The 24,845-nt window shown below is 63.9% G+C and carries 22 protein-coding genes and 1 tRNA gene; 7 read left to right on the top strand and 16 right to left on the bottom strand.

Going from position 1 to position 24,845, the window contains the following annotated elements; all coding sequences use genetic code 11:
- Positions 1-168 precede the first annotated feature (168 nt).
- Entirely contained in the window at positions 169-1,497 is a 1,329-nt protein-coding gene (fliI, locus tag KIT02_RS09395) for a flagellar protein export ATPase FliI (protein WP_297577199.1), read from the top strand.
- Positions 1,498-1,560: 63 nt separating this feature from the next.
- Positions 1,561-1,974: a flagellar export protein FliJ gene (gene fliJ, locus KIT02_RS09390; RefSeq protein WP_297577198.1), complete on the top strand. Its 414-nt coding sequence runs from the start codon at positions 1,561-1,563 to the stop codon at positions 1,972-1,974.
- Positions 1,975-2,235: 261 nt separating this feature from the next.
- Here fliJ and KIT02_RS09385 read toward each other — a convergent pair whose 3' ends face one another.
- From KIT02_RS09385 to KIT02_RS09375, 3 genes are all read right to left on the bottom strand, one after another.
- Complete coding sequence (locus KIT02_RS09385) at positions 2,236-3,015, bottom strand: PRC-barrel domain-containing protein (RefSeq protein WP_297577195.1); 780 nt, start codon at positions 3,013-3,015, stop codon at positions 2,236-2,238.
- A gap of 359 nt (positions 3,016-3,374) precedes the next feature.
- Positions 3,375-3,833: a GNAT family N-acetyltransferase gene (locus KIT02_RS09380; protein ID WP_297577193.1), complete on the bottom strand. Its 459-nt coding sequence runs from the start codon at positions 3,831-3,833 to the stop codon at positions 3,375-3,377.
- 35 nt (positions 3,834-3,868) lie between these two features.
- On the bottom strand, positions 3,869-4,963 hold the full coding sequence (locus tag KIT02_RS09375; protein ID WP_297577191.1) for a putative zinc-binding peptidase: 1,095 nt from the start codon (positions 4,961-4,963) through the stop codon (positions 3,869-3,871).
- A 107-nt stretch (positions 4,964-5,070) separates the two neighbouring features.
- Here KIT02_RS09375 and KIT02_RS09370 point away from each other — a divergent pair, with 107 nt between their 5' ends.
- Complete coding sequence (locus KIT02_RS09370) at positions 5,071-5,265, top strand: DUF2934 domain-containing protein (RefSeq protein ID WP_297577189.1); 195 nt, start codon at positions 5,071-5,073, stop codon at positions 5,263-5,265.
- Between the two features lie 24 nt (positions 5,266-5,289).
- On the opposite strand, the gene flhA is transcribed toward KIT02_RS09370, so the two are convergent.
- The 9 genes from flhA to KIT02_RS09325 all read right to left on the bottom strand — a co-directional run bounded on the left by flhA (position 5,290) and on the right by KIT02_RS09325 (position 15,859).
- Positions 5,290-7,350, bottom strand: a complete 2,061-nt coding sequence (gene flhA / locus KIT02_RS09365; protein ID WP_297585207.1) for a flagellar biosynthesis protein FlhA — start codon at positions 7,348-7,350, stop codon at positions 5,290-5,292.
- Positions 7,351-7,555: 205 nt separating this feature from the next.
- Positions 7,556-8,923, bottom strand: a complete 1,368-nt coding sequence (locus KIT02_RS09360) for a sigma-54 dependent transcriptional regulator (RefSeq protein ID WP_297577186.1) — start codon at positions 8,921-8,923, stop codon at positions 7,556-7,558.
- An 11-nt stretch (positions 8,924-8,934) separates the two neighbouring features.
- Positions 8,935-9,225 (bottom strand): flagellar motor switch protein FliN, encoded by a 291-nt coding sequence (gene fliN / locus KIT02_RS09355; RefSeq protein ID WP_297585204.1) that lies wholly within the window; start codon positions 9,223-9,225, stop codon positions 8,935-8,937.
- A gap of 64 nt (positions 9,226-9,289) precedes the next feature.
- Positions 9,290-9,928, bottom strand: coding sequence for a FliH/SctL family protein (locus tag KIT02_RS09350; protein ID WP_297577178.1), 639 nt, complete (start codon positions 9,926-9,928; stop codon positions 9,290-9,292).
- 4 nt (positions 9,929-9,932) lie between these two features.
- Positions 9,933-10,961 (bottom strand): flagellar motor switch protein FliG, encoded by a 1,029-nt coding sequence (gene fliG, locus KIT02_RS09345; RefSeq protein WP_297585201.1) that lies wholly within the window; start codon positions 10,959-10,961, stop codon positions 9,933-9,935.
- A 65-nt stretch (positions 10,962-11,026) separates the two neighbouring features.
- Complete coding sequence (gene fliF / locus KIT02_RS09340; RefSeq protein WP_366520537.1) at positions 11,027-12,670, bottom strand: flagellar basal-body MS-ring/collar protein FliF; 1,644 nt, start codon at positions 12,668-12,670, stop codon at positions 11,027-11,029.
- 347 nt (positions 12,671-13,017) lie between these two features.
- Positions 13,018-13,296: a DUF1153 domain-containing protein gene (locus KIT02_RS09335; RefSeq protein ID WP_035085775.1), complete on the bottom strand. Its 279-nt coding sequence runs from the start codon at positions 13,294-13,296 to the stop codon at positions 13,018-13,020.
- Between the two features lie 184 nt (positions 13,297-13,480).
- On the bottom strand, positions 13,481-14,161 hold the full coding sequence (locus tag KIT02_RS09330) for a flagellar hook assembly protein FlgD (protein ID WP_297577173.1): 681 nt from the start codon (positions 14,159-14,161) through the stop codon (positions 13,481-13,483).
- A gap of 12 nt (positions 14,162-14,173) precedes the next feature.
- Positions 14,174-15,859: a flagellar hook-length control protein FliK gene (locus tag KIT02_RS09325; RefSeq protein WP_297577171.1), complete on the bottom strand. Its 1,686-nt coding sequence runs from the start codon at positions 15,857-15,859 to the stop codon at positions 14,174-14,176.
- A gap of 251 nt (positions 15,860-16,110) precedes the next feature.
- Between KIT02_RS09325 and mnmA the strand changes: the two genes are divergently transcribed.
- A complete protein-coding gene (mnmA, locus tag KIT02_RS09320; RefSeq protein ID WP_297577169.1) occupies positions 16,111-17,262 on the top strand; it encodes a tRNA 2-thiouridine(34) synthase MnmA in 1,152 nt (383 codons plus the stop codon).
- Between the two features lie 291 nt (positions 17,263-17,553).
- Here mnmA and KIT02_RS09315 read toward each other — a convergent pair whose 3' ends face one another.
- Positions 17,554-17,739, bottom strand: a complete 186-nt coding sequence (locus KIT02_RS09315; RefSeq protein ID WP_297577167.1) for a hypothetical protein — start codon at positions 17,737-17,739, stop codon at positions 17,554-17,556.
- A gap of 115 nt (positions 17,740-17,854) precedes the next feature.
- Here KIT02_RS09315 and KIT02_RS09310 point away from each other — a divergent pair, with 115 nt between their 5' ends.
- Positions 17,855-18,406 (top strand): RNA polymerase sigma factor, encoded by a 552-nt coding sequence (locus tag KIT02_RS09310; protein ID WP_297585196.1) that lies wholly within the window; start codon positions 17,855-17,857, stop codon positions 18,404-18,406.
- A gap of 203 nt (positions 18,407-18,609) precedes the next feature.
- Complete coding sequence (locus tag KIT02_RS09305; RefSeq protein ID WP_297577165.1) at positions 18,610-20,490, top strand: VWA domain-containing protein; 1,881 nt, start codon at positions 18,610-18,612, stop codon at positions 20,488-20,490.
- Between the two features lie 89 nt (positions 20,491-20,579).
- On the opposite strand, the gene KIT02_RS09300 is transcribed toward KIT02_RS09305, so the two are convergent.
- Both KIT02_RS09300 and KIT02_RS09295 read right to left on the bottom strand, forming a co-directional pair.
- Positions 20,580-21,530, bottom strand: a complete 951-nt coding sequence (locus tag KIT02_RS09300; RefSeq protein WP_297577163.1) for a ring-cleaving dioxygenase — start codon at positions 21,528-21,530, stop codon at positions 20,580-20,582.
- A gap of 118 nt (positions 21,531-21,648) precedes the next feature.
- A complete protein-coding gene (locus KIT02_RS09295) occupies positions 21,649-21,978 on the bottom strand; it encodes a putative quinol monooxygenase (RefSeq protein WP_297577161.1) in 330 nt (109 codons plus the stop codon).
- A 170-nt stretch (positions 21,979-22,148) separates the two neighbouring features.
- On the opposite strand from KIT02_RS09295, the gene KIT02_RS09290 reads away from it, so the two are divergent.
- Positions 22,149-22,225 (top strand) — tRNA-Met (locus KIT02_RS09290).
- A 721-nt stretch (positions 22,226-22,946) separates the two neighbouring features.
- Here the strand turns inward: KIT02_RS09290 and KIT02_RS09285 are convergent.
- Complete coding sequence (locus tag KIT02_RS09285; RefSeq protein WP_297577159.1) at positions 22,947-24,830, bottom strand: sugar phosphate isomerase/epimerase and 4-hydroxyphenylpyruvate domain-containing protein; 1,884 nt, start codon at positions 24,828-24,830, stop codon at positions 22,947-22,949.
- Positions 24,831-24,845 lie beyond the last annotated feature (15 nt).

Raw genomic sequence — 24,845 nt, 5'->3', positions numbered from 1 at the left:
CAATCGTAGCATTTGGGGGTGGTTTGGGCGCAATGAGGGCGCCGGGCGGATTTCGCCGATCATCATTGCCAATAAAGCTTTTCGGTTAACGATCGGTTACGGTCCGATTCGCGACACGGCGACGATTCGAGCCGAGGTGGAAACCATAGTGATGCGCGCTGGCGAGCCATGAAAGCACTGATATCGGCCATCGACGCCATCGAAGACGTGGAAGTCTTCGGGCGGGTCAAGTCGGTTCAGGGCCTTTTGATCGAGATCATCGGGCCGGTCCGCGAACTGCGCGTGGGCGGACGGGTGCTGATCGAAGCCAGCGATGGCGGCCAGCTGGCTGCCGAAATCATCGGCTTCCGCGACGGGCACGCGCTGTGCCTGCCCTTTGGCGAATTGAGCGGGGTGCGCCTTGGTTGCAAGGCGGTGTTCCGCCGGCATGATGGCGCCGTGAGCCCCTCGGAAGGCTGGCTCGGCCGCGTGGTCAATGCCATGGGCGAGCCGATCGACGGGCTGGGCCCGCTGCCACGCGGCGCCATGAGCTACGGGTTGCGCCAGTCTCCCCTTGCTGCCCATGACCGGGCGCGGGTCGGCGAGCCGGTGGAACTGGGGGTCCGGTGCCTCAATACCTTTGCCACAATGTGCGAAGGCCAGCGCATGGGCATCTTTGCCGGGTCGGGTGTCGGCAAGTCGGTGCTGATGTCGATGCTGGCGCGCAATACCGATGTCGATGTGTCGGTGATCGGGCTGATCGGCGAGCGCGGCCGGGAGGTGCACGAATTCATCCAGGAATATCTGGGTGAGGAGGGCCTGGCACGCGCCGTCGTCGTGGTGGCGACGTCCGACGAGGCGGCGCTGATGCGGCGGCAGGCGGCCTATGTGACCATGGCGCTCAGCGAATATTTCCGCGACGCCGGCAAGCGGGTGCTGTGCATGATGGACAGCCTCACCCGCTTTGCCATGGCCCAGCGCGAGATCGGCCTGTCGATCGGCGAACCGCCCACGGCCAAGGGCTATCCGCCCACCGTCTTCACCGAATTGCCGCGTCTTCTCGAGCGGGCCGGACCGGGCAAGCCCAATTCGGGCTCCATTACCGGTCTATTTACCGTTTTGGTGGAAGGTGATGATCACAATGAACCCATAGCGGATGCCGTACGCGGCATTCTCGACGGGCACATTGTGATGGAACGCGGCATTGCCGAACGGGGGCGTTACCCGGCCGTCAATGTGCTCCGGTCCATCTCGCGCACCATGCCAGGCTGCGTGCCGGAAGAGGTCCGGCCGACCCTGACGCGGGCGCGGGAGCTCATGTCCATCTATTCGGACATGGAGGAGCTGATCCGGCTGGGGGCTTACCGGAAAGGGTCAGATCCGAATGTGGACCGCGCGATCGCCATCAATCCGCGCCTCGAGGCCTTTCTTGGGCAGGCGCGGGATGAAACGACCACGATCGGGCAGGGCTATGCCATGCTTGCCGGGATCGTGGCCGAGGCGGACGCGGGGGACTGATGGAGGCGGGTCGTTGTATTGGCCCGGTTCCGGAACTGACTTGATGTGTAAGGAGTACAGGTCTTGAAATCGCGCAGCGAGAGCCTCATTCGGCTCAAGAAGTTCCAGGTGGACGAGAAGCGCCGTCAGGTTGCCCAGATCGAAATGATGATCGCCGATTTCGAGCGCATGGCGTCCGAACTCGACCAGCAGATCGAAGTCGAGCACACCAAGACCGGCATTTCCGATGTCGCCCATTTCGCCTATTCAACCTTTGCCAAGGCTGCCCTGACGCGCCGCGACAACCTCCTGGCGTCGGCCAATGACATGAAGGGCAAGCTCGAGGCAGCGCAGGATGCACTGGCCGAGGCGCTCGAGGACCTCAAGAAGGTCGAACTGCTCGACCAGCGCGAGCATCAGCGGGAACGCGACGAACAGAACAAGGCCGAGCAGGCCGAGTATGACGAAGTCGCGCGTCTGCGGTTTCAGCGCCAGTAGGCAGTCTAGCCCGCTTCGCGATAGGACTGAAAAGACGGAGCCTTTCCCTTCTCCCCTGAGGGGAGAAGGTGGCGCGAAGCGCCGGATGAGGGGTTCACACTCACATATTTGCCGAGAGACTTTCACCCCTCACCCCATCCCTCTCCCTTGAGGGGAGAGGGGGCGATGAAGGCGATGGTTCAGTTTGAGGGTGAAACGCTCGAGCACGACCGCATGAAAAAAGGCCCGCCGAAGCGGGCCTTTCGTATTGGGTCACCGAGATTACTGGGTGACGGGCTCTGCGGCCGGCTCGGCCGGAGCGGCGGCAGGATCAGCTGCCGGATCGGCCGGAGCCATGGCCGGATCAGCGGGCGCCATGCCATCGGCCGGAGCCATGGCAGGATCCATCGCTGCATCGGCAGCGGCGTCAGCTTCCCAGACGAAGTCCGGGGCAGCCGTCAGGGCTTCGGCCGTGGTGCCCAGCACCCAGCGATCGGTCTGGTCGAAGGCCACCGTGTATTCCAGCGACTGGAAGTCGACGGCGACGCTCTTTTCACCGATGCCGAGGAAGCCACCAACACCGATCACCACGGCATGGATTTCGCCATCGGCGGAGATCACCAGGTCATTGACGGTACCGATCTGCTCGGCGTCTTCAGCGCCGCTGGAGAAGATCGGGGCACCCAGGACCTGAGACACCAGGGCATCACCTTCGCCGGCCATGTAGCCTGCGGACATGTCCCAAGGCTCATCGGCCATTTCGGCATCGGATTCCATGGTGTCGGCAGGGGCAGCGGCGTCATCAGCCGGTGCAGCCGCGTCATCGGCCGGAGCAGCCGCATCGTCAGCCGGTGCCATCGGGTCCTCTGCCGCGTCGTCTGCCGGAGCAGCGGGGTCGGTCGCCGTATCACCGGCTGCAGGAGCGGCCGGATCGGTCGCGGTATCAGCCGGCTGCTCGGTCGTAGTGTCCGGGGCCGGGGTCTCCGGCGTAGCAGTCTGGGCAATGGCGGCGGTGCTGAGGACCAGGGCAACAGCCGAGGTGGTCAAAAGCGTGCGGATCATTGTAGGCTCCTTAGGTTCATCGTTGCGGTGAACAGGGCCGCGCGCCGCAAAACTTGCGAGGTGGAGCGGCGTGCGGCCCATTGTTATGATCGGTGAACGCAGGTCCGCCCGGACCGTTCCGAACCAATTTTTTCCATTTTTCTGGAACCGGGATTGAAAAGACCGGCTGCCGCGAGGCGCGGCGCCGGTCCTCTCCGCCTCCCAGAGCGGTTTTCCTGTCCGCAGAACCCTGCGAACCGGTTGGTGCGGCGCTGCGGACCGATTGGCTGTCCGCCGGGCGCGCTCCCACCGACAGACAGGAGCTTAGCGGATAATCCGGGGCGGCGCAGGTTCTGCCGGGTTAATGCGTTAAGCGGGGCTTAATCCACCAGGACGGCGCTGGCCTTGTCATAATCACGCATGGCGCGATGCGGCATGCCGCCATCCATGAATTCGGGACCAAAGGCGACGAAGCCCAGGCTTTCATAAAAACCGAGCTTGTCGGACTGGGCCGTGAGGTAGAAACGGGTCTGTCCCATGTCGCGCGCAGCCGACATGGCCTGGGCGATGAGTTTTCGGGCAATGCCGCGTCCCCGGAACGCGCGGCGCACGGCGACCCGGCCGATCTTGCAATGCTCATCCAGCAGGAGCAGACGCAGGGTTCCGACCACTTCACCCTCCGCCACGGCGACAAAATGGGTCGCCGTCATGTCGTGGGCGTCGTGCTCTTCGTCTTCGGGCACCTGCTGTTCCCACACGAAAACCTCGCGCCGCAAGGCGAAGGCAGCATTGGACAGGGTGGAAAAGACGGGGACCGGCAGAATGACGATATCGCTCATGCCCGCCTTGTAGCGCCGGCACCAGCCGAGGGCAATCAGGCCCCGCTGCGCTCCAGATTGGACAGGTGCTGGAGGGCATGAGCCTGGTGCACCAGATTGTTCACGAAGCCGAGCTTTTCGACCACCGGCGGGGTCAGGATGAACGGGTAGGCGTCGGGCTGGCCAACGGCGCGGTTGAGATTGTTAATGAGGCTGGAGAGGGGGATCCAGTTTTCAACGATCGCCTCCATGTCCGGCGCCATGTAGGGATCAAAGGTCACTGGCGGCATGGCGAGGCTGTTGTCCTCGGTGCGCGGCCGGGCCCGTACGCCAAAGGCGGCCGCCATCTCGACCGTGTCGGTGATGTGCAGGTAATGGGCGAATGTCTCGGCGAAATCCTCCCAGGGATGGGACGTGGCATAGGCGCTGATATGGCTGTGATACCAGCCGGCCGGGGCGCCATTGGCGTAGTGGGCCTCGAGGGCCTGGCCGTAGTCGGCGCGCTCGTCTCCGAACAGCTCTCGAAAGCGCGCGAGATGCGGACCGCCGGCGACCAGCAGGTCCCAGAAATGGTGCCCGATTTCGTGGCGGAAGTGACCCAGCAGGGTGCGATAGGGTTCCCCCATCCGCGTGCGCCTATATTCCCGCTCGGCATCGTCGGCCTCGGCCAGCGCGATGGTGATGATGCCATTGTCATGGCCGGTCATCACACGCTCGGGCGCGGCCTGGTCGTCAGCGAGAAACCGGAAGGCCAGGCCGTGTCCGGGGTCTTCGCTGCGGGTGTGGAGCGGCAGGCCGAGGCGGATCAGCGAGTAGAACAGCCGCTTCTTGGCGCGCTCTATGGTCTGCCAGCGGCCCAGATTGAGCGGATCGGCAATGGCAGGAATGGTCTCGTTGTGGCGGCAGGCCGCACAATAGACGTCGCCGCCGGGCGCCGCGGGCACCAGCCAGTTGCAGGCGCCATGGGCCTGATTGGCGCAAAACACATAGTTGGTCCCAAGGGCCGGACTGGTCCAGGCGCCATTGTCGGGCTCGAGCGAGACCAGCGCATTATGCTCGGGCGCGTAGCCCAGGACATGACCACAGCGCTCGCAGACCGCGTTCTCGAAATAGACGGTATTGCCGCAATGGTCGCAGGAAAACAGTTTCATCAGCCAGCCCCTTCTGGTCCATCGATAATGCGCGGCTCACTTTGGCGTTCCCGCGCAACCTGCCGCTAGGCCCCGCGTTCATCCAGCAGCAGCAAGGAGAACGGCAGATGCAACCGATCGAAGACAGCAAGATCCGCGACCGCGCCTACCAGCTTTGGGTCGAGGCGGGGCAGCCCGAGGGCCGCGAGCAGGAGTTCTGGTACGAGGCCGAGCGGGAACTGGCCGAGGAAGAGCAAGTCGACACCTCCGAGGAGGCGGCAAAGCTCGACCTGCCCCCGATCGTTCCAGGTGGCATGGGCTAGGGTTACCGCCCTAGATCCGGCTGATCAGACGCTGCCGACGGTCTTGAGGCGGATGCGGGGGTGAACCTCGTTCTGGCTCATCACCACAGTCTGCGGGCGGAAGCGTTCGATGATCGAGCGGACATGCGGGCGCATCCCTGGCGAGGTGATGAGCACCGGTAGCTCACCCTGTTGGGCGGCGCGCTCGAAGGCGTTCTGCACTGCGGCGATGAACTGCTGCAGCTTGCTTGGAGCCATGGCGAGGTGACGGGATTCGCCATCGCCGACCATGGCCTCGGCAAAGTCGCGCTCCCATTGCGGGCCGAGGGTCAAGAGCGGCAGGTTGCCGTCTGGGCCCATATTGGCGGCGCAGATCTGGCGAGCCAGGCGCGCCCGGACATGCTCGGTAATGGTCTGGATGGAGCGGCCATTGCCGGCGATTTCGGCGATGGCTTCGAGGATACCGGACAGGTCGCGGATGGAGATGCGCTCGGTGAGCAGAGCCTGGAGCACCCGCTGCAGGCCCGATACCGAAATCTGGCCCGGCACCAGGTCCTCGACCAGCTTCTGCTGGTCCTTGGGCAGGCCGGAGAGCAGGGACTGCACATTGGCGTAGCTCAAAAGGTCCGCAACATTGGCCTTGAGGATTTCGGTCAGGTGCGTGGAAATCACCGTCGACGGATCGATGATGGAGAGACCGCGCAGCTCCGCCTCGTCGCGCAGCGCCGGCTCGATCCAGGTGGCGGGCAGGCCGAAGGTCGGCTCGGTGGTATGGGTGCCCGGCAGATCGATCGGGTTGCCATAGGGGTCCATGACCATGAGCTGGTTGGCAAAAATCTGCCCGGCGCCGGCTTCGACTTCCTTGATGCGCACCTTGTAGTCGTTGGGCTCGAGCTGCATGTTGTCGAGAATGCGGACCGGGGGCATGACGAAGCCCAGTTCCAGTGCCAGCTGGCGGCGCAGGGCCTTGATCTGTTCGGTCAGCCGATCGGTGCCGCTTTCGTCTTCCTTGACGAGGCTGAGCAGGCCGTAGCCCAGCTCGAGTTTGAGATCGTCGATCTTGAGGCTGTCGGTGATCGGGGGCTCGGCAGCCTGCGGTGCGGGAGCCGCCTCGGCCATCTGCTTGACCGTTTCTTCGACCTGACGGGCCTGCTTGGAGCGACCGGCGCGCCAGGCGGCGTAGCCGGCGGCGCCGGAAAGGGCCATGAAGGGCAGGAGCGGCATGCCGGGCAGCAGCGCCAGGGCCGCCATGACTGCCGACGACATGCCCAGGGCGCGCGGATAGCCGGTGAACTGGCCGGTCAGCGCCTTGTCGGCAGCGCCGGTGACGCCGGACTTGGAAACCAGGATACCAGCGGCGGTCGAGACGATCAGCGCCGGAATCTGGCTGACCAGGCCATCGCCGATGGTGAGCAGAGTATAGACATTGCCCGCTTCCTGGAACGTCAGGCCCTCCTGCAGGATGCCGACCAGCATACCGGCGGAGACGTTGATGAAGGTGATGATCAGGCCGGCAATAGCGTCGCCGCGCACGAACTTGCTGGCACCGTCCATGTTGCCGAAGAAGGCGCTTTCGCCTTCGAGTTCGGCCCGGCGCTTCTTGGCGGTGTCCTCGTCGATGAGGCCGGCCGACAGATCGGCGTCGATGGCCATCTGCTTGCCGGGCATGGCGTCGAGGCTGAAGCGCGCCGCGACTTCGGCGATACGGCCCGAACCCTTGGTGATGACGATGAAATTGACGATCACGAGGATGATGAACACGACCAGCCCGATGACGAAATTGCCATGGGTGACGAAGCTGCCGAAGGCTTCGATGACGTGACCAGCGGCCGCGGTGCCGTTATGGCCCTCGCCCAGGATCAGGCGTGTGGTGGCCAGGTTTAGGCCCAGCCGCAGCATGGTTGCGATGAGCAGGACCGTGGGGAAGGACGAGAATTCCAGCGGCTTCTGAATGAACAGGGCCGTCATCAGGATCATCACCGAGAAGATGATCGAAATGGCCAGCAGCATGTCCACCAGCATGGCCGGCATGGGCACGATGAGGATGACGATCAGCCCCATCACCCCGGTGGCAAGCGCAATATCCCCCGAGCGCAGGGTGTTCATCACCTGCGCGATGGAGGGAAACTGGAAGCTTGATTTGTTGCCGGATTGGATGTCGGTCACGATGCTTCCCCAAACACCAATGTCATCCCGGCGAAGGCCGGGATCCATGCGCTGGCTTCACCGCGCACCAGGTGGGCGCGGAGAGTGGCGGATCTGGATTCCGGCCTGCGCCGGAATGACACGGTGGTGTTGCGGGGCATAAAGCTTAAGCCGCCCCCCGCTTTTCGCCAGGTTCGGGCACGTGTTCGCCCTCGTCGGCATATTGGTTGAGCTTGTTGCGCAGCGTGCGGATGGAGATGCCCAGGATATTGGCGGCATGGGTGCGGTTGCCGAGGGTATGGTCGAGCGTATCGAGGATCAGGTCGCGCTCGACATCGGCGACCGTGCGGCCGACCAGCGCGCGGTTCATGGTCTCGGCGGTCTGGGCCAGCTGCTGGGCCGGGGAGGTGGCCTGGGCGGCTTCGGTCAGGCCCATGCCGTCGGGCAGGACGATGGCATCGGGGCCGATGACATCGCCGGAGGACAGCAGCACGGCCCGGTGCAGGGTGTTTTCGAGTTCGCGGACATTGCCCGGCCAGGGCGCCTGGACCAGCGCTTCACGCGCCGCCGAGGACAGTTCGCGCGGCGGCAGGCCATTGGCCTTGGCGTATTTGGCAACGAAATGCTCGGAGAGAGCAATGATGTCGCCCGGGCGGGCGCGCAAGGCCGGCAGCTTGAGATTGACGACATTGAGCCGGAACAGCAGGTCTTCGCGAAAACTGCCTTCGCGCACCGCCTCGGTCAGGTTGCGGTTGGAGGTGGCGAGGATGCGGATATCGACCGGCACCGGCTTGGTGCCGCCCACCCGGTCGATCACCCGCTCCTGGATGGCGCGCAGCAGCTTGGCCTGCAGCCGCACGTCCATTTCCGAGATTTCATCGAGCAGGAGCGTCCCGCCGCTGGCTTCCTCGAACTTGCCGATACGCCGGGCTACAGCGCCGGTAAAGGCGCCCTTTTCGTGCCCGAACAGCTCCGATTCCAGCAGGGCCTCGGGGATGGCCGCGCAATTGACGGAGATGAAGGGGCGATTGGCGCGCTTGGACCGGGCATGGACATATTTGGCAATGACTTCCTTGCCCGTGCCGCTTTCACCGGTGATGAGGATGGAGGCTTCCGAGCCGGCGATCTGCTCGGCCATGCGCACGACGCGCTCCATGGCCGGGTCGCGATACAGGAAATCCGAGGTTTCCCGCGCCACGGCGGCGATCACGGCGGCGATCAGCTCGGCATCGGGGGGCAGGGGGATGTATTCCTTGGCGCCGGCGCGGATGGCGTTGACGGCGGCGGCGGCATTGGTCTCGACGCCACAGGCGACGACGGGGATGGCGATGCGCTCGCCTTCGAGAGCGGCGATCAGCCCGGCAATGTCCATCATGACATCGACCAGCAGCAGGTCGGCTCCCTTGCCTGACCGCAGGGCCGCGAGGGCGATCTCGATGGAGGGCGCGTGGGCGACCTTGGCGCCGCCATCCATGGCCATCTTGGTGGCGGTTGAGAGCTGACCTTCGAGGGCTCCGATGATGAGGAGGCGCATGGCTCGGTCCCTTACTGCGGCTTGATGATTTCGGTCATGGTGACGCCGAGCCGGTCCTCGACCAGCACGATCTCACCACGGGCGACCAGACGATCATTGATGAAGATTTCGACAGCCTCGCCAACCTGGCGATCCAGCTCGATCACCGTTCCGGTATCGAGCTTGAGCAGGTTGGAGACCGGCATCTTGGTGCGGCCGAGGACCACAGATACGCGGACGGGCACGTCGAATACGGCTTCGAGGTCGGCGGCGCTGCGCTCGATAAAGGCCTGCTGGCCGGCTTCGTGAGCCTGGGCCTGCATTTCGTCGAGGCTGAACGCGTCGGCGGCGGTATCGTCATTCGGATCGGCCATGACAGAAGTCTCCTTAGCCGTTTCGGCGGGTCTTGGCCGCCAGATAGGTCGCAATTTGCCGGTCGATTTCGCCGCCGGTGGCCGCGATGTCGCGGACCAGGCCGCCATCGGCCCATTCCAGGCGCCCGTCGCCGATGCGGATATCGGGATCACCCATGACGATCAGCCGGCCGGCAAACCCGGAACTGGTCATCTGCGCCTCGGCTGCATCGCGGATGGCATCGGCCAGATCGGGGTGGCAGCGGATCACCAGATGCGGCACGCCGCTAAGGCTGGGCAGGCATTCGGAAATGAGCGCCTTGAGCTCGGTGATCGGGAACCGGGCCACCAGGTGCAGCGCCAGCTTGCGGCCGATGGTCATGGCCAGGCCAACGGCCTCGTCATGCTGTTCGCCGAGGGCCTCGTCAAAGGCCCGCGTCATCTGTGCGGTCTGGGTGGCCAGCGTCGCCGCGGCAGCGGCGATGGTCTGGGCAGCCATGGCTTCAGCATCGCGGGCACCAGCGGCGCGGCCTTCGGCAAAAGCCTCTTCGCGGGCATTGGCGACCAACTGGGCGACGACATCCTCGGGAATGGATGGCACCGGCGGCGCGGCGCGGCGCCCGGAGCGGCTGGTCAGGTCCAGATCGAAGGTGAAGCGTGCGGGGCTGGCCATGGCGTCACGCAATCATCTGGTCGTCGGACTTGGTCTTGAGGATGATGATCTCACCCTTGGCGGCCAGGTCCTTGGCGGTTGCGACCATGCGGGTCTGGGCTTCGTCCACATCCTTGACGCGGACCGGGCCCATGCCGCTCATATCGTCCTGCAGCAGTTTGGCGGCGCGGCTCGACATGTTGGAGAAGAAGGACTCCTTGAGCGCGTCGCTGGCACCCTTGAGCGCCAGGGCAAGGTCGCGCTTGTCGAGCTTGGACAGCAGGGTCTGGATGGCCGACATTTCCAGCCGCCCGAGGTCCTCGAAGGTGAACATGAGCTGCTTGATGCGCTCGGCGTCGTCGCGATTGGCTTCTTCGAGATTGGTGATGAAGCGTGCTTCGGTCTGGCGATCGAAGGCGTTGAAGATTTCGGCCATCTGCTCATGGCTGTCGCGCCGCTTGGTGTGATTGAGCGTCGACATGAACTCGGTCCTAAGGGTCATCTCGATCTTTTCGAGAATTTCCTTCTGCACCGGATCGAGCCCCAACATGCGCTGGACGACATCGGTGGCCAGTTCTTCGGGCAGCACAGCCAGCACCTTGGAGGCGTGTTCCGTGGCGATCTTGGACAGCACCACGGCAATGGTCTGGGGATATTCGTTCTTGAGATAGGCCGCCAACACGTCGGCCTGCACGTTGGAGAGCTTTTCCCACATGTTGCGGCCGGCCGGGCCACGGATTTCCTCCATGATCGCATCGACCTTGTCCTGCGGCAGGAAGCTGAGGAGGAGGCGTTCGGTGGAATCGGTATTGCCCGAGAGCGAGCCGTTCGAGGAGATCGTGGTGACGAACTCGATCATCAGGTCGTCGAGCATTTCCTGGGTGATCGGGCCCAGCCGCACCATGGCGCGCGAAAGCTGCTTGACCTCGAGCTCATCGAGTTCGTCGAAAATGGGCTTGCCGTAATCCGGGCCCAGGGCGAGCAGCAGCGCGGCAGCCTTTTCGTCGCCCTTGAGCAGGCGGTTTTCACCGCCAACCTGGAGCTGGGCGCCCATGGTCGTGGGCATGGGGCTGTCGGAGCGGGTATCGTCGAGCGATTGGGAAACCAGGGCCATCAGATCTACGCCGCGCTAGAGAGCCAGTCGCGCACGATCAGCGCGGCCTGCTTGGGGTTTTCCTCGACGAGGTTGCCCACGGTCTTGAGGGTCTGGAGCTGGGTTTCGCCCATGGACTTGGCGTTGGTGACCCAGGCCGGCGTCTTGTCCCTTGGCGGGGGCGGGGGCAGCTCTTCCTCGCCGCCCACGATACGGCCATCGGCGCCCATGACACCGTGATGGCCGAGTTCGGCAGCGACCGGCAGGGCCAGCGGGCGGGATTCGGGGGTCAGGACCTTCTTGATCAACGGCCGCATGACGAAGAAGACCAGTGCCAGCGCGATCAGCAGGGTGACGGCCATTTCGGCGCCGTTCATCAGGTCGTCGCGGGTGAAGTCCAGAAGGCCAGCCGTCTGATCGGTGCCGGGCGGGGCCAGGTCGGGGCGGGCGGCGAACTGCATGTTGACCACTTCGACACTGTCACCGCGATCGGCGGAATAGCCGACGGCCGAGCGGACCAGGGTCAGGATCTGGGCGATTTCGTCGGCAGTGCGCGGCGCATAGCTGCTGCCGCCATTGCCGTCATCGGCATAGGTGCCATCGACCACCACGGCGACCGAGAGGCGCTTGACCGAGCCGGCCTCGGTCACATTGGTCTGGGTGGTCTTGGAGATTTCGTAATTGACCACTTCCTCGGTCGAGGTGCCCTGCTCGGTGGCGCCGGCCGTGCCATTGTTCTGGCTTGCACCCGGCAGTTCATTGGCCACGGTCACCTGACCATTGGCGCCGCCGCTGAGATTTTCGGATTCGCGGGTCTGGGTCGAGCGCACCACCTGCCCGTCGGGGTCGAACATTTCCTGGGTGGTGGTGGAGCGGTTGAAATCGAGCTCGGCGGCAACCTCGACGCGGGCGCGGCCCGGGCCGACGACATTGGCCAGCATGTCCTCGACGCGGGTACGGAGGCGATTTTCGAAACCCAGGGTGCGCTCGTCGTTTTGCCCGGTCATGGCGCCGGCGGCGTCTTCGGCACTGCCGGAGGCGAGCAGATTGCCCTGGTCGTCGACAATGGACACCCGGCTCGGCGTCAGCCCCTCGATGGCCGAAGCGACCATGTGCTGGATGGCGCGGATTTCCCCGTTGGACAATTCGCCCCGCACCGACAGCACGATGGAAGCCGAGGGGTCCTGGCGCTCGCGGCGGAACAGTTCGCGCTCGGGCAGAACCAGATGGACGCGGGCGCCCTTGATGCGGGTCAGCGAGGCGATGGTGCGGGCCAATTCGCCTTCAAGCGCCCGGACATTGTTGATGTTCTGGACGAAGCTGGTGGCGCCGAGGGTCGATTGCTGGTCGAAGATTTCATAGCCCACCTGGCCGCGCGTCGGCAGGCCTTCGCCGGCCAGGGTCATGCGGGTGGAGGTGATCTGGTCGCGCGGCACCAGTATCGTGTCGCCTTCGCCGCGCAGGTCATAGGGAATGTTGAGGGTCTGCAGCTCGCTGACGATGGCGGAGGAGTCTTCGAGGCTGAGGCCGGAATAGAGCGGAGCCAGGTTCGGCGTCTGCGCCCGCATCATCAGAAAGCCGAAAAAGCCCAGCATCAGCAGGGCGACCAGGGCCATGGCCGCGATACGCGGCAGGCCGATCCGGTTGATTAGGTTCGTCAGACTTTCCACGCCGCCACTCAAAGCTACTGTGCCGCGGTCGTCGGAGCCCCCATCGACCGATGGGCAAAAATTACCTAGTGGATGGTAAACAATGTATTAACCAGCTGTTGCAGCTTGCAAATTTGGGCAGAAACTGCCGGTGCCGGTTAAGGAAATGTGAACGTGGGCGGTTGGCGTTGCCTTGATCGAGGTTCTGGGCGTGGTCCTGAGGTGATGTCAGAACGAAACAAACCCGCCAGCTTGCGCGGGCGGGTTCGAATGTGTGTGTTCCGGCAGGTCTGTCCGACCCGGGCTCGGGGGAACGGAATCGCAGACTACGCCATCGGAGCAAGCTGCCCGGCGCGGCCCGCCAATTCCTACCCTTCGCGGTAGTGCTGGATCCAGGTTGTCCTGAGACCGGCAAGTCCATGCTTGTCGATCGCGGCCTGCCAGTTGAGGAATTCGTCCACGCTGAGCGTATAGCGCTCGCAGGCCTCTTCCAGGCTCAACAGGCCACCGCGAACGGCGGCGACAACTTCTGCTTTTCGGCGGATCACCCAACGGCGCGTATTGGCCGGAGGCAGATCTGCTATCGTCAGCGGACTTCCGTCCGGGCCGATAACGTACTTCACGCGGGGACGCATCTGTACGGTCATTTTACTCTCTACTCAAACCTGACCATATGAGAAGAGAGTAGGCCATTGGCCTTAAGATACCCCTAAGGGGAAACTTACAACCGGTTAAGAAACGGCTGGATTATCAATCAATTGTGGGCAGCGCGGGACAAGCCAGAACCCCGCTCGTTGCCGAACGGGGTCTGGGTGGCGATGTGGCCGGAAATCAGGCGCCGGTGTCGGTCGTGGTCTCGGTCACGAGGCGCACATCGGTCACGTCGGACAGCGCGATCTTGTTCTTGCCCACGGTCAGCATGGGCTCGGAGCCCGAGAAATCGACGGCACTGACGACGCCGATCGACGATGTGGACACCTGAACGGTGTTGCCGGCCAGGTTCGTGCCCTTGATCTCGATCGTATAGACACCGTCGGCCTGCTTGTTGCCGTCGGTACCCATGCCGTCCCACAGGAAACTGCCCGGACCGGCATTGAGCGAACCGGTTTCGGTATAGACCACGCTGCCGGCGGCGTTCTTGATGGTGACCGTGGCATTGGCGACATTGGCGTCGGCATTGTAGGCCCAGTAGGCGCCGCCATCCTTGAGTTCGGCGGTCTTGCCCGAGGCGGTCACCTGCTTGCCGATATAGGAGACGGCATCGGCCCGGAAAGCCTGCTGCGTATTGGTCAGCAGGGCCTCGAGGAAGTCATTGGTCTTGAGCTGCTGTTCCACGCCGGTGAACTGGACCAGTTGCTGGGTGAACTGGTTGGTGTCCAGCGGATCCAGCGGATTCTGGTTCTTGAGCTGGGTGGTGAGGATGTTGAGGAAGGTGTCGAAGTTCTGCGCAATGGTGCTGCGCGAGCCTGACATCACACTGCTGGTCGATCCTGAAACGCCGTCGACGGCCATGGTCCTAACTCCTTACGCGATAATATTGACGCCGCTGGCCTGCAGGGTGCCGCGGTAGAGATTGACAAGAGGCAGCGCATCTTCGGCCGCCGTTTCAGCCTGGCCGTCGGTGCTGGAACTGTCCGGGCCATCCTTGTGCCCGGCCTGGTCCTGACCGGCGCCCTGGCCGGAAAACGGGTTCTGCTTCAGCGAAAATTCGAGATTGGTCTTGCCGGTATCGAGGCCTGCCTGTCGCAGGGCCTGTTCCAGTGCGCGCTGGTCGCGCTGCATGAGGTCCAGCGTTTCCGATTTTTCCACCGTCAGGCGGGCATTGACCTTGCCGGAGGTGTCGATGTCGAGGCGCACATCGATCTTGCCCAATTCGGGCGGATCGAGACGGATCTGGAAACGGGTATTGCCGTCGCCGGCCTGGCGGGCGAGTTCGAAGGCAATCTGGGGCAGGTTGAGCTGTTGCTGGCTGGTCTGGTAGCCGGCCTGAATGACGCGAGGCGCGGCGACGGCATCCAGCCGCGTGCCGTGGTTCTGTGCGGTTGCGGCTTCGCTGACTTCGGTGGGTGCAGCGGCCGGAGCGGCGGCAACCGGCTGTGTGCGCGGCCCATTGTCCTTCGCCCGCTCGTGCAGGGCCGGTGTGTCCGGGCTCCGGGAGGGTTTCTGCTCGCTGGAATTGCCCCCGTCACTGTCGCTCTTGCCATCGCGGGCCGAGGTGTCGACATCGCTCGACTTCTGGTCCGTGCTGGCAACGGCGCGGCTGGTGTCGACGCCTGCCGAATTGGTGCCCGGCGTGGTCTTGGCCGGTTCGCCGTCGCTGCGCCCGGAGATCACCGTTTCGGTGACCTTCAGGGTCGGCGTGGCCAGTTCGGGCTCATGCGGCACCGTTTCGGCGTCAGCCAGAATACCGGCGGAGAAGCGGGCAATGGCCTGCTCGATCTCGGCTACGGCGGGCTGGCCGGGCGTGAGGCCCAGCGCAGCGAGCTTGTCGGCCGAGACCTCACCCTTGCCGAGGCTCGACAACAGGGCGCCGATCCGGTCGCCCAGGCTATTGAGGCGGGCGAGAAGCTCGGCGTCGGTGCTGGCCGTCACCTTGGCATGGGTGCTGGCGTCATCGCTGTCACCAGCGAGGGCCTGATCGAAGGATTGTGCCAGCGGGCCGAGCAACTGGCTCAGGGTTCCGGTCAGGCCGGAATGGGTATTGCCGACCTTTTCAAGCAGGGCCTGGAAATCATCGGGAATGGCGAGTGCCGCCAGGTCGAGGCCCAGTGCCGCGCTCAGCGCGCCCAGTTTCTCCTCGACGTCACCCAACAGGCCCGGATCGATGGGTTCGCCGGAATCGAGATTGATCTTGAGGGCGGTGAGCGCCTCGATGAAGTCGACGACCGGCTGGGGCGTCACCTGGGCCTGGGCGGGTGCTGCCAGGGCGAGGGCCAGGTCGAGACCATGACTGTCGCCGCCATCTTCGCCGGTCGCGCCGGTTTCGAGGCCGAATTTGACCAGATCGCCAAGATTGAAGTCCAAGCGGCTTTGGCTGCTGTTGGCGGCAGCGGTGGCCGCGCCGGTTTCCGTCCCGGCAATGCCGGACAAAAGTGCCCCAAACAGACCCATCAGCCCGCCGGACTGGTCCGCGCCAGACTGGCCGGACAGGGACCGCGTGGTGGGGGCGGCGCCGGAGGCGAAACTGCTGACGGTCAGGTGAGATGCCACTTTGGCCTCGATGCAAAGACAATTCCGGATAGGGCAATGCAAGACCCTTGCCAGTTTTTGCGGCTTGAAAACGGGATTGTTTATCAAGCGCTTGGCGCCCTTGTGGGCGGATTGGGTGTGCGGCTGGCCCGGCCAAGTCTGCCCAGCCCCGGCAAAAGCTGCCGGGTGATGATGGACAGATGCCCCCCTTGGGCGTATGACGCCGCCCACGCATTCCGCTGGCCCTTGACCCCAACCGGAACCGAGAAAAGATGTTGAATTCGCTTGATATCGCCAAGCGCCCGGAGGACACGCGCGTCGTCGTCGCCATGTCCGGGGGCGTGGACTCTTCAGTCGTCGCCGGACTTCTGGCCCGCCAGGGCTATGAAGTGGTGGGCATTACCCTGCAGCTCTATGATCACGGCGAGGCGACGCACCGCAAGGGTGCCTGCTGCGCTGGCCAGGATATTCACGACGCGCGGCGCGTGGCGGCCAAACTGGGCATTCCCCACTATGTTCTCGACTACGAAGAGCGCTTCAAGGCGTCGGTCATCGAGCCCTTTGCCAATGCCTATCAGCAGGGCGAGACGCCCGTGCCCTGCATCGCCTGCAACCAGTCGGTCAAGTTCGTCGACCTGATGGCAGTGGCCCGGGATCTGGGCGCCGATGTGCTGGCCACGGGCCACTATGTGCAGACGCGACTGGGGGACGATGGGCGGCGGCAATTGTTCCGGCCGGTCGATGGCGACCGCGACCAGAGTTATTTCCTGTTTGCGACCACGGCCGAACAGCTCGATTTCCTGCGCTTTCCGCTAGGCGGCATGAGCAAGAAGGATGTTCGCGACCTGGCGCGCGAGTTCGATCTCGAAATCGCCGACAAGCACGACAGCCAGGACATCTGCTTCGTGCCGCAGGGCAAATATGCCGATATCATCGCCAAGATGCACCCCGAGGCCCTGTCCCCGGGGGAAATCGTGCATCTCGACGGGCGCGTGCTCGGCATGCACGAGGGTATCGTTCATTACACCATCGGCCAGCGCAAGGGCCTGGGCGTCGCGGCGGGCGAACCGCTTTATGTGATCAAGCTCGATCACCGCACGGGCCGCGTCATCGTCGGTCCGCGCGAGGCGCTCAAGACCCATACGGTGCGCCTGCGCGACGTCAATTGGCTCGGTGCGGTTCCGCTGGCCGAGGCCAGCGCCGGCAATGGCGCTCCGGTCGAGGTCAAGGTGCGCTCGACCCGCGGCCCGCAGCCGGCGGTGATCCAGATGCGCGATGGCGCCGTCTATGTGACGCTGGTCAGCGGCGAATATGGCGTGTCGCCGGGCCAGGCCTGCGTGTTCTACGCCGATGACGGGGCGACCAGCGAGGTGCTGGGCGGCGGCTTCATCGCCGAAGCGGTGCCGCAGGCGCTGGTGGCCTAGGCGCTATTTCTTCTCCCCCTCGGGAGAAGGTGGCGCGCAATGCCGGATGAGCGGGAGGCCGCGACGGGCGTGGAGGGTCTGCCATGACCCGCCCCTCAGCGCAATTGGCACCATCCCCCTCACCGGCTCGACCTTCCTTCTCCCCTTGTGGGAGAAGGTGCCCGAAGGGCGGATGAGGGGTACGGGATCAGCAAGGCGTTACGGCGTTTGCGGGAAGTAACCCCTCACCCGTCTCGCGCTGCGCGCGATCCACCCTCTCCCACAAGGGGAGAGGGGAGGGCCGCGCCGCCATCAATCCCCGCTCAGCTGTTCGGCCGTTGGCTCCTTGGCCGCATTGGCGGCTTCCTTGAGGGCATTGTAGGAGCCAAGGCCCCCCATCATCATCGAGACGGTGATGACCAGCACCAGGGCGCCGAGGGCGAGCAGAAAGATGCGGGTGCGATTGAGGCCGAAGGGGCCGGGTTTTTCGTTGGTCATGGCACCTGCTTTCGAAAGAGGCGAAAAAACTCTGGATGACACCAAAGGATTTTCCCGGGCGCATCGTCTTAGCCTCTAGAATAGCCCGAAGAGACAAAGCGTGCATGCACAACTCATGGGACTGACCGCCGCACCCCCGCCAGACCCCCAGGCCTTGACCGAGGCCCTGGTGGTGCGCGCCCGCAACGGCGATCCCGAGGCCTTTTCCGAGCTGATCGAGGATCACTACGACCGCATCTACAGAACGGCGTGGCGCTGGTGCGGCAATCGCAGCGACGCTGAGGACATCGCCCAGGAGGTTTGCGTCAAGGTCGGTCAGGCCATCGGCCGGTTTGACGGGCGCAGCGCCTTTTCCTCCTGGGTCTATCGCATCACCATCAATGCGGCACGCGACCACCTGCGGGCCGGGCAGAGACGGGGCCGGCAGACCAGCGCCTATGCGGAGGTCGCGCCGGCTGATCAGGAGGCCGAACAGGAAATGGCCGTGACCACCAGCCAGGTCTGGGATGCGGTGCGCGCCCTGCCGGACAAGCAGCGCGATGCCGTGCTGCTGGTCTATGCCGAGGATCTCAGCCATGCCGAAGCCGCCGCGATCATGGGGATCAAGGAGGCGACGGTTTCCTTTCATGTGCACGAAGCCCGCAAGACATTGAGGGGGCTGCTATGAGCTTTCCCGAAGACCGCGATCCATTCGAAAGCCTGAAGGCGAGCCCGCCACCACCGCGCCGGGAGGCGCGTGAGCGTGCCCTGGAAGCCGCCCGCACGGCCTTCGCCGAAGAAAATCGCAAAAAAAATCCGTCAGCCACCAAAGGAAACGGCGCGGGCTCGCGTCTTAAGTCCATCATCACATCCTGGAAGAGGATTTCGATCATGGACCAGCGCATTCCCGTCGGCATCGGTACAGCCGCAATCGCCCTCCTGCTGCTGCCTCTTGGCTATCAGCTCTATAATTCCACCGCTCTGACCCCGAGCGAACTGGCGAGCCGGACGCGATCCGAGCCACAGCCAACCGTGCCGGTGGTCGAAGAGGACGTGGTCGAGGATGTCGTCGTTGCAGCGCCACAGGAACGGGCCAAGGCCGAGCCGGCCGCTGCCCCGGCAGTCGTCGATGCCGAAGGTGAAGCGGCCGCCGATATGGTGATGGCGGAGCCCATGCCCGCACCGACGATGGAAGTGGCGCCCGCGCCCGCGCCGGCGCCCTCGGCCGTCAACCGGCAGATGCAGACCGGCGCGGCGCCCAGCCAGCAGACCATGTCGGTCGTACCCCTCGGTGGCGCGGTGGCCGACCACATGACCTATGCACCGCCCAGCCAGACGAGCGAACCCAGCGGCGACAGTTTTACCAGCTTTGAGGAGCAGCGGCTCAAGGTCGCTGCCGAGGAGCCGGTCTCGACCTTTTCGCTCGATGTCGACACGGCCAGCTATTCCTATGTGCGGCGGCTGCTCGAAGACGGCTATGTGCCCGAGCGCGATGCGGTCCGGATCGAGGAACTGATCAACTATTTCCCCTATGATTATCCGGCTGCCGCAGACGCCGAGACGCCCTTTGCGCCCGACGTGAAACTGTTTCCGACGCCCTGGAACGACAAGACGCAGATCCTGCAGATCGGCATCAAGGGATTTGAGCCGGTCCTGGCCGACACCAAGAGCAATCTGGTGTTTCTCATCGACACTTCGGGATCGATGGACGCGCCGGACAAGCTGCCGCTGCTCAAGCGCGCCTTCGGCCTGCTGCTCGACCAGCTTTCGGCCAATGATACGGTATCGATCGTCACCTATGCCGGCTCGGCCGGGGTGGCGCTGGAGCCGACCAGCGCCGACAACAAGGCGTCGATCATGGCTGCACTCGACCAGCTTTGGGCCGGTGGCAGCACGGCCGGGGCGCAGGGGATCGAACTTGCCTACCGGCTGGCCGAACAGGCCAAGATTGCCGATGGCACCAATCGCGTGATCCTGGCCACCGATGGCGACTTCAATGTCGGTATCGACAATCCGGCGGCGCTCGAGGACTTCATCGCCGACAAGCGGGCAAGCGGCATCAGCCTTTCCGTGCTCGGTTTCGGGCGCGGCAATCTCGATGACGCCACCATGCAGGCCCTGGCGCAGAACGGGAATGGCAATGCCAGCTATATTTCGAGCTTTGCCGAGGCCAAGAAAGTGCTGGTCGAGGAAATCGGCGGCACGCTGCACACCATTGCCAAGGATGTGAAGGTGCAGGTGGAGTTCAACCCCGCCCAGGTCGCCGAATACCGCCTCATCGGCTACGAAACCCGCGCGCTCAACCGCGAGGATTTCAACAATGACGCGGTCGATGCCGGCGATGTCGGGGCCGGCACAACGGTGACCGCGCTTTATGAAATCACGCCGGTGGGTTCGGGTGGAGAACAGGTCGATCCGCTGCGCTATGGCACGGTCGGCGCGGTTGAGGACAGCTCCGAACTCGCCTTCCTCAAGATGCGCTACAAGCTGCCGGACAGCGATGTGAGCCAGCTCATCGAGGTGCCGGTCACTGCCGATGTCTCCTACGAGACGATCGAAGCCGCCGGGGCCGATGCGCAGTTCGCCGCCGCCGTCGCTGCCTTCGGGCAGAAGCTCAAGTCGAGCGCCTATGGCTCGGGCATGAACTGGAGCCAGATCAAGTCCCTGGCGCAGGCCGGGCGTGGCGCTGACGAGGGTGGCTATCGCGCCGAGTTCATCCGGCTGGTGGATATGGCGGCGCTCTTGAAGCCGGACGTTGGATCGGAGCGCTGAGGACCAGCCGGCATCCCTCACCGGCTCGGCAATGCCGATGGGGGCCCTGAACAGAAGCGCCGGGTGGACATGTCCACCCGGCGGTTTTTTTAGACCAGCGGCTTGAGGCCCGCCTCGATCTGGGCCCTGCGGCCTTCGAGGAAGGGCGGCAGGGCCAGGGTTTCGCCGAGGCTTTCCATCGGCTCGTCGGCGGCAAAGCCAGGAACGTCGGTGGCGATCTCGAACAGGATGCCGTTGGGCTCACGGAAATAGAGCGAGGTGAAGTAGAAGCGCTCGACCTCGCCCGAGGAGCGGATGCCGAAGCCGTTTATCCGCTCGATCCACTGGCGCAGGCTGTCCTGATCCGGCGTACGGAAGGCGACGTGATGAACGCCGCCGGCACCGGGCCTGGCATTGGGCAGGCTCGGATCGACTGAAACATGCAGTTCCGCGGCCGGGCCGCCCGGACCCATTTCATAAACGAAGGTTTCCCCGCCGCGCTCGCGGGCCGGATAGTGGCGGACCTGGCGCATGTTCATGACACGCGTCAGCATGGCATCGGTGGGTTCGAGCTTGGGCACGGACAGGGTGATGGGCCCCAGACCGATGATCTGCTTGTCAGCCGGTACCGGGGATTTTTCCCAGGGGATGACGGTATTGTTGGCGTCGACCACGAGGCGGAAACGCTGGCCTTCGAAATCCTCGAAATCCAGGGACAGGTGCCCGAAGCGATCCTTGATGCCGGATGTTGACACCTGGTTGGCTTGCAGATGCTCCTTCCACCATTTCAGCGTCTCTTCACTGTCGACGCGCAATCCGGTGCGGCCCACAGTATGGTTGCCGCGCTGTTCGCGCATCGTGTTGAAATCGAAGAAGGTCAGGTCGGCGCCCGGCGAGGCAACGCCGTCGCCGTAGAACAGGTGATAGGCCGAAGTATCGTCCTGGTTCACCGTCTTCTTGATCAGCCGCATGCCCAGGGTCTGGGTATAGAATTTGAGGTTCCGCGGGGCGTCTGCGGTTACGGCCGTCAGGTGATGGATACCGCCCAGTTCGAGTGTCATGGTCATGTCTCCTCATGCGGCGCCCATGCGCCGGGTTCGACGAGAAATGTATGGGCCGCGTGTTGCGCATGAAAGGGCGTCAGTCGCAACGGATTGGTGCGGATTTTTGAACAGTGGCTCAGGCGCTCGTCAGCGGCGAGAGAAAGGTGAGAACCGAGTTCGGCTCGACGATCAGGTGCTGCAATGCCGCGTTGAAGCTCGCCCCGGAGGCGGCGCCGATATGGGCGGCGAAGGCGGCCTTGTCGCGATAGATCTCGTGGACGATGAATTTTTTCGGGTCAGCGGCGTCGCGATAGCAGTCGAAGGCGATATTGCCGGGTTCCGCGCGAACCTTGGCCGCGAATTCGGCCAGCAGGCCGTCCACCGCCTCTGCATGGCCGGCGCGTGCGGTAAAGGTGGCGATGAGAGCAATGGTGCCGCTCTCGGGCAGGCGATCAAAACTATCCACTTGGCAAAGGTCCACACGGTTCACGCCGGAGATGACGCCGCGCCGCCGGCTTTGGCAAGAAAAATGGGCAGCGGGAAAATGCCTCTGCGCCTTCGGCTGGCGCTTGACAGGGTAAGGCTCGCAACCTTAGTAAGGCGCGCACCGGCGAAACAGCGCTGGTGGCCCCTTGGGGCGGAGTAGCTCAGTTGGTTAGAGCAGTGGAATCATAATCCATGTGTCGGGGGTTCAAATCCCTCCTCCGCTACCAGTCTACATGTTAAGTATTTGATTTAACTGTATAGTTTCACAGGAAACATCGCGTTTATTGCGGCTACAGAGCTGCTGGCGAGTTGTTTTGTTGACTTATTGATTGTCGCCCCCAAAGGACCCGCTACCATGACAAGGAACAGAACCGCACTGTTCGGGGGAGGGGTGGGCAGCCATGAAAATGCCGGCTAACTTGGAGCGACTGAGGTAAGGAAGCGTCCGTGAAGTTAGGATGTGGAAAGACTGCGGGGGGATATGGGTAAGAGACGAAGCCAGATAGTGGAAGCCCTGACTATTTTGGGTGGGGAAGCAATTTATACCCAATTATACGCTGAAATCGAGAGACTAGATGGCAAGCCACTATCACGTGGTCAACGCGCTGGCATTCGTCGTGAAATTGAGAATCACTCCTCCGACTCTCAAAACTGGGATGGACTGAGGGAGGACCTATTTCGATCTATCAGTGGTATTGGAACTGGCCATTGGGGGCTGCGCTAGGGAACCCGCGGCCACTAGCATCGGGATTAGTCGCAACGCTCCACATCGATAGGATCCGTTTTCTCTTATTTGTCAAGGATTTGTAGCCAGTTCTCAGAGTATCGGAGGGTGTGTGGGTCCTGCCGCAACCTGTCCTCCGCTACCAAATGCATCACCTTTCATTTTTCTGACAGGGCAATCCGGCCGATCCACGCCGGGATCAATCCTGTGGCTTGCCAACCTGTTCAGGCCCCGGCGTCGTTGGGGACAGAACGCTTCTGGGCAGCGATGCGGAAGGGGGCGTTGACGGCGCCATATCCGGCATAGCCGCCGGTGCGCTGGACGACTTCGAAGAAGAAGCCTTCGCCGAAGCTGGACGAATAGAGCTGAAAGTACTCGCCCTTGTCGTCGCGGTCATAGAGCAGGTTGGCGCTGCGCAGGCGCTCGAGCAGGTCCGGGTCCAGCCCCAGCCTGGCGTCGAGGTCGCTATAGTAGTTCTGGGAAATCTCCAGCGTTGACAGGCCATTGCGGCGCAGGACTGCGGCGGTGTGGAATATGTCGTCCGTCTTGAGCGCGATATGCTGGACGCTCGAGCCGAAGGTTTCGGCAATGAAACGCCCGGCAAGGGTGCGGCGGCTCTCGGCGCCATTGAGTGTCAGGCGCAGCGACCCGGACGGGCTTTCGATGACCTGGCTGCGCACCAGGCCGGATGGATCGACGACATCGACCATGGGGCCCTTGTCCACGACGAAAATCGACCGGTAGAACAGGATCCAGGTCAGCATCTCCTCGTAGTTCATGGTCTGCGCGACGTGGTCGAACCCGACCAGGCCTGCGCCGGACATGCCCGGGTTCGGCTCTGGATTGAACTCGATGTCCCAGACCCGGGCCAGGTCGGACTTGTCATCGAGAAAATAGACAACGCCCCCGCCGACGCCGCGAACCGCCGGAATGGTGAGTTCACCCGGGCCGACCCGCTGCGCAAAGGGCTGGGCGCCCAGGGCGCGGGCGCGCGCCAGCGTGGCGCTGGCGTTTTCCACCTCCAGGCCCATGGCATAGGCCGAGGTCCCGTGCGTGAGATAGGCGGCATGGGCCAGGCCCTCGCGCTCGGTATTGACCACGATATTGATGGCCCCCTGGCTGAAGCGCTCCACGCTCTTGCTGACGTGGCGGCCGGTGCGGGTAAAGCCGAGCTGGCGCAGAACGGTGCGCAGGGCCTCGGCCTCCTCTTCGTCGGCGGTGAACTCGACAAAGGAGACGCCGGTGACCGGCACCCGGGGCGGGAGCGCGGGCAGGGGTGGCGCCACGGCGGGTTCAGCCTCGCGCACCTGATCCATGAGAAACACCAGCGAGCGGTGGCCGTCGGCGGCTATGGTGCGGGGCGAGCCGGCGCGGAACTGATCGTTGAAGATTTCCAGCGACAGCGGGCCGGAATAGCCGGTCGCCGCAACGGCGCGGGCAAAATCGACCACCGGAAGGTCACCCTCGCCAGGCATGTTGCGGAAGTGGCGGCTCCAGTACAGCAGGTCCATATCGAGCGCCGGCGCATCCGCCAGTTGCACGATGAAAATCTTGTCACCGGGAATGGAGCGGATCGTGTCAGGGTCGATGCGGCGGGACAGAGAGTGAAAGCTGTCGAGAATCAATCCGACATTGGGGTGATCGGCCCGCCTGACGATTTCCCAGGCGTCGCGGTGGTCATTGACATGACGCCCCCAGGCAAGGGCCTCGTAGCCGACCTTGAGACCGCGTCGGGCCGCGCGTTCGCCCAGTTCGCGAAAGTCAGCGGCCGCGCGGTCGATGCCGCCCAGGGCGGCCGGGGCGACGCTCGAACAGACCAGAACAAGGGGCGCGCCCAGGGCTTCCATCAGGTCGAACTTGCGCTCTGCCCGGTCGAACGCCTTGCCGCGCTGCGGCTCGGGCAATCCCTCAAAGTCGCGAAATGGCTGGAATAGGGTAATCTCGAGCCCAAGGTCGGCCGCCATGGCGCGGACTTCGGCAGGGCTGCGGTCGAAGGCGAGAAAGTCGTTCTCGAATATCTCCACCCCATCAAACCCGGCCGCCGCGATGGCCTCGAGCTTTTCCCGCAGGTCTCCGCTGATGGACACAGTCGCAATCGAGGTCTTCATGCCGGCAATCCTTGA

Origin of the sequence: Devosia sp., from assembly GCF_025809055.1 — a bacterium.
Taxonomy (GTDB): Bacteria; Pseudomonadota; Alphaproteobacteria; order Rhizobiales; family Devosiaceae; genus Devosia.
Note: the sequence above shows the minus strand (reverse complement) of the source record. Positions and strands in the feature narration are given on the sequence as shown.

Bases quoted from the DNA above. Each gene is read 5' to 3' on its own strand.
- KIT02_RS09315 (WP_297577167.1), bottom strand. From the start codon at position 17,739: ATGACCAACGAAAAACCCGGCCCCTTCGGCCTCAATCGCACCCGCATC.
- KIT02_RS09380 (WP_297577193.1), bottom strand. From the start codon at position 3,833: ATGAGCGATATCGTCATTCTGCCGGTCCCCGTCTTTTCCACCCTGTCC.
- flhA (WP_297585207.1), bottom strand. From the start codon at position 7,350: ATGAACACCCTGCGCTCGGGGGATATTGCGCTTGCCACCGGGGTGATG.
- KIT02_RS09285 (WP_297577159.1), bottom strand. From the start codon at position 24,830: ATGAAGACCTCGATTGCGACTGTGTCCATCAGCGGAGACCTGCGGGAA.
- KIT02_RS09305 (WP_297577165.1), top strand. From the start codon at position 18,610: ATGGACCAGCGCATTCCCGTCGGCATCGGTACAGCCGCAATCGCCCTC.
- KIT02_RS09385 (WP_297577195.1), bottom strand. From the start codon at position 3,015: ATGATCCGCACGCTTTTGACCACCTCGGCTGTTGCCCTGGTCCTCAGC.
- KIT02_RS09300 (WP_297577163.1), bottom strand. From the start codon at position 21,530: ATGACACTCGAACTGGGCGGTATCCATCACCTGACGGCCGTAACCGCA.
- KIT02_RS09370 (WP_297577189.1), top strand. From the start codon at position 5,071: ATGCAACCGATCGAAGACAGCAAGATCCGCGACCGCGCCTACCAGCTT.
- KIT02_RS09375 (WP_297577191.1), bottom strand. From the start codon at position 4,963: ATGAAACTGTTTTCCTGCGACCATTGCGGCAATACCGTCTATTTCGAG.
- KIT02_RS09350 (WP_297577178.1), bottom strand. From the start codon at position 9,928: ATGGCCAGCCCCGCACGCTTCACCTTCGATCTGGACCTGACCAGCCGC.
- mnmA (WP_297577169.1), top strand. From the start codon at position 16,111: ATGTTGAATTCGCTTGATATCGCCAAGCGCCCGGAGGACACGCGCGTC.
- fliG (WP_297585201.1), bottom strand. From the start codon at position 10,961: ATGGGCGCCCAGCTCCAGGTTGGCGGTGAAAACCGCCTGCTCAAGGGC.
- KIT02_RS09330 (WP_297577173.1), bottom strand. From the start codon at position 14,161: ATGGCCGTCGACGGCGTTTCAGGATCGACCAGCAGTGTGATGTCAGGC.
- KIT02_RS09310 (WP_297585196.1), top strand. From the start codon at position 17,855: ATGGGACTGACCGCCGCACCCCCGCCAGACCCCCAGGCCTTGACCGAG.
- KIT02_RS09335 (WP_035085775.1), bottom strand. From the start codon at position 13,296: ATGACCGTACAGATGCGTCCCCGCGTGAAGTACGTTATCGGCCCGGAC.
- fliN (WP_297585204.1), bottom strand. From the start codon at position 9,225: ATGCAGGCCCAGGCTCACGAAGCCGGCCAGCAGGCCTTTATCGAGCGC.
- fliI (WP_297577199.1), top strand. From the start codon at position 169: ATGAAAGCACTGATATCGGCCATCGACGCCATCGAAGACGTGGAAGTC.
- KIT02_RS09360 (WP_297577186.1), bottom strand. From the start codon at position 8,923: ATGCGCCTCCTCATCATCGGAGCCCTCGAAGGTCAGCTCTCAACCGCC.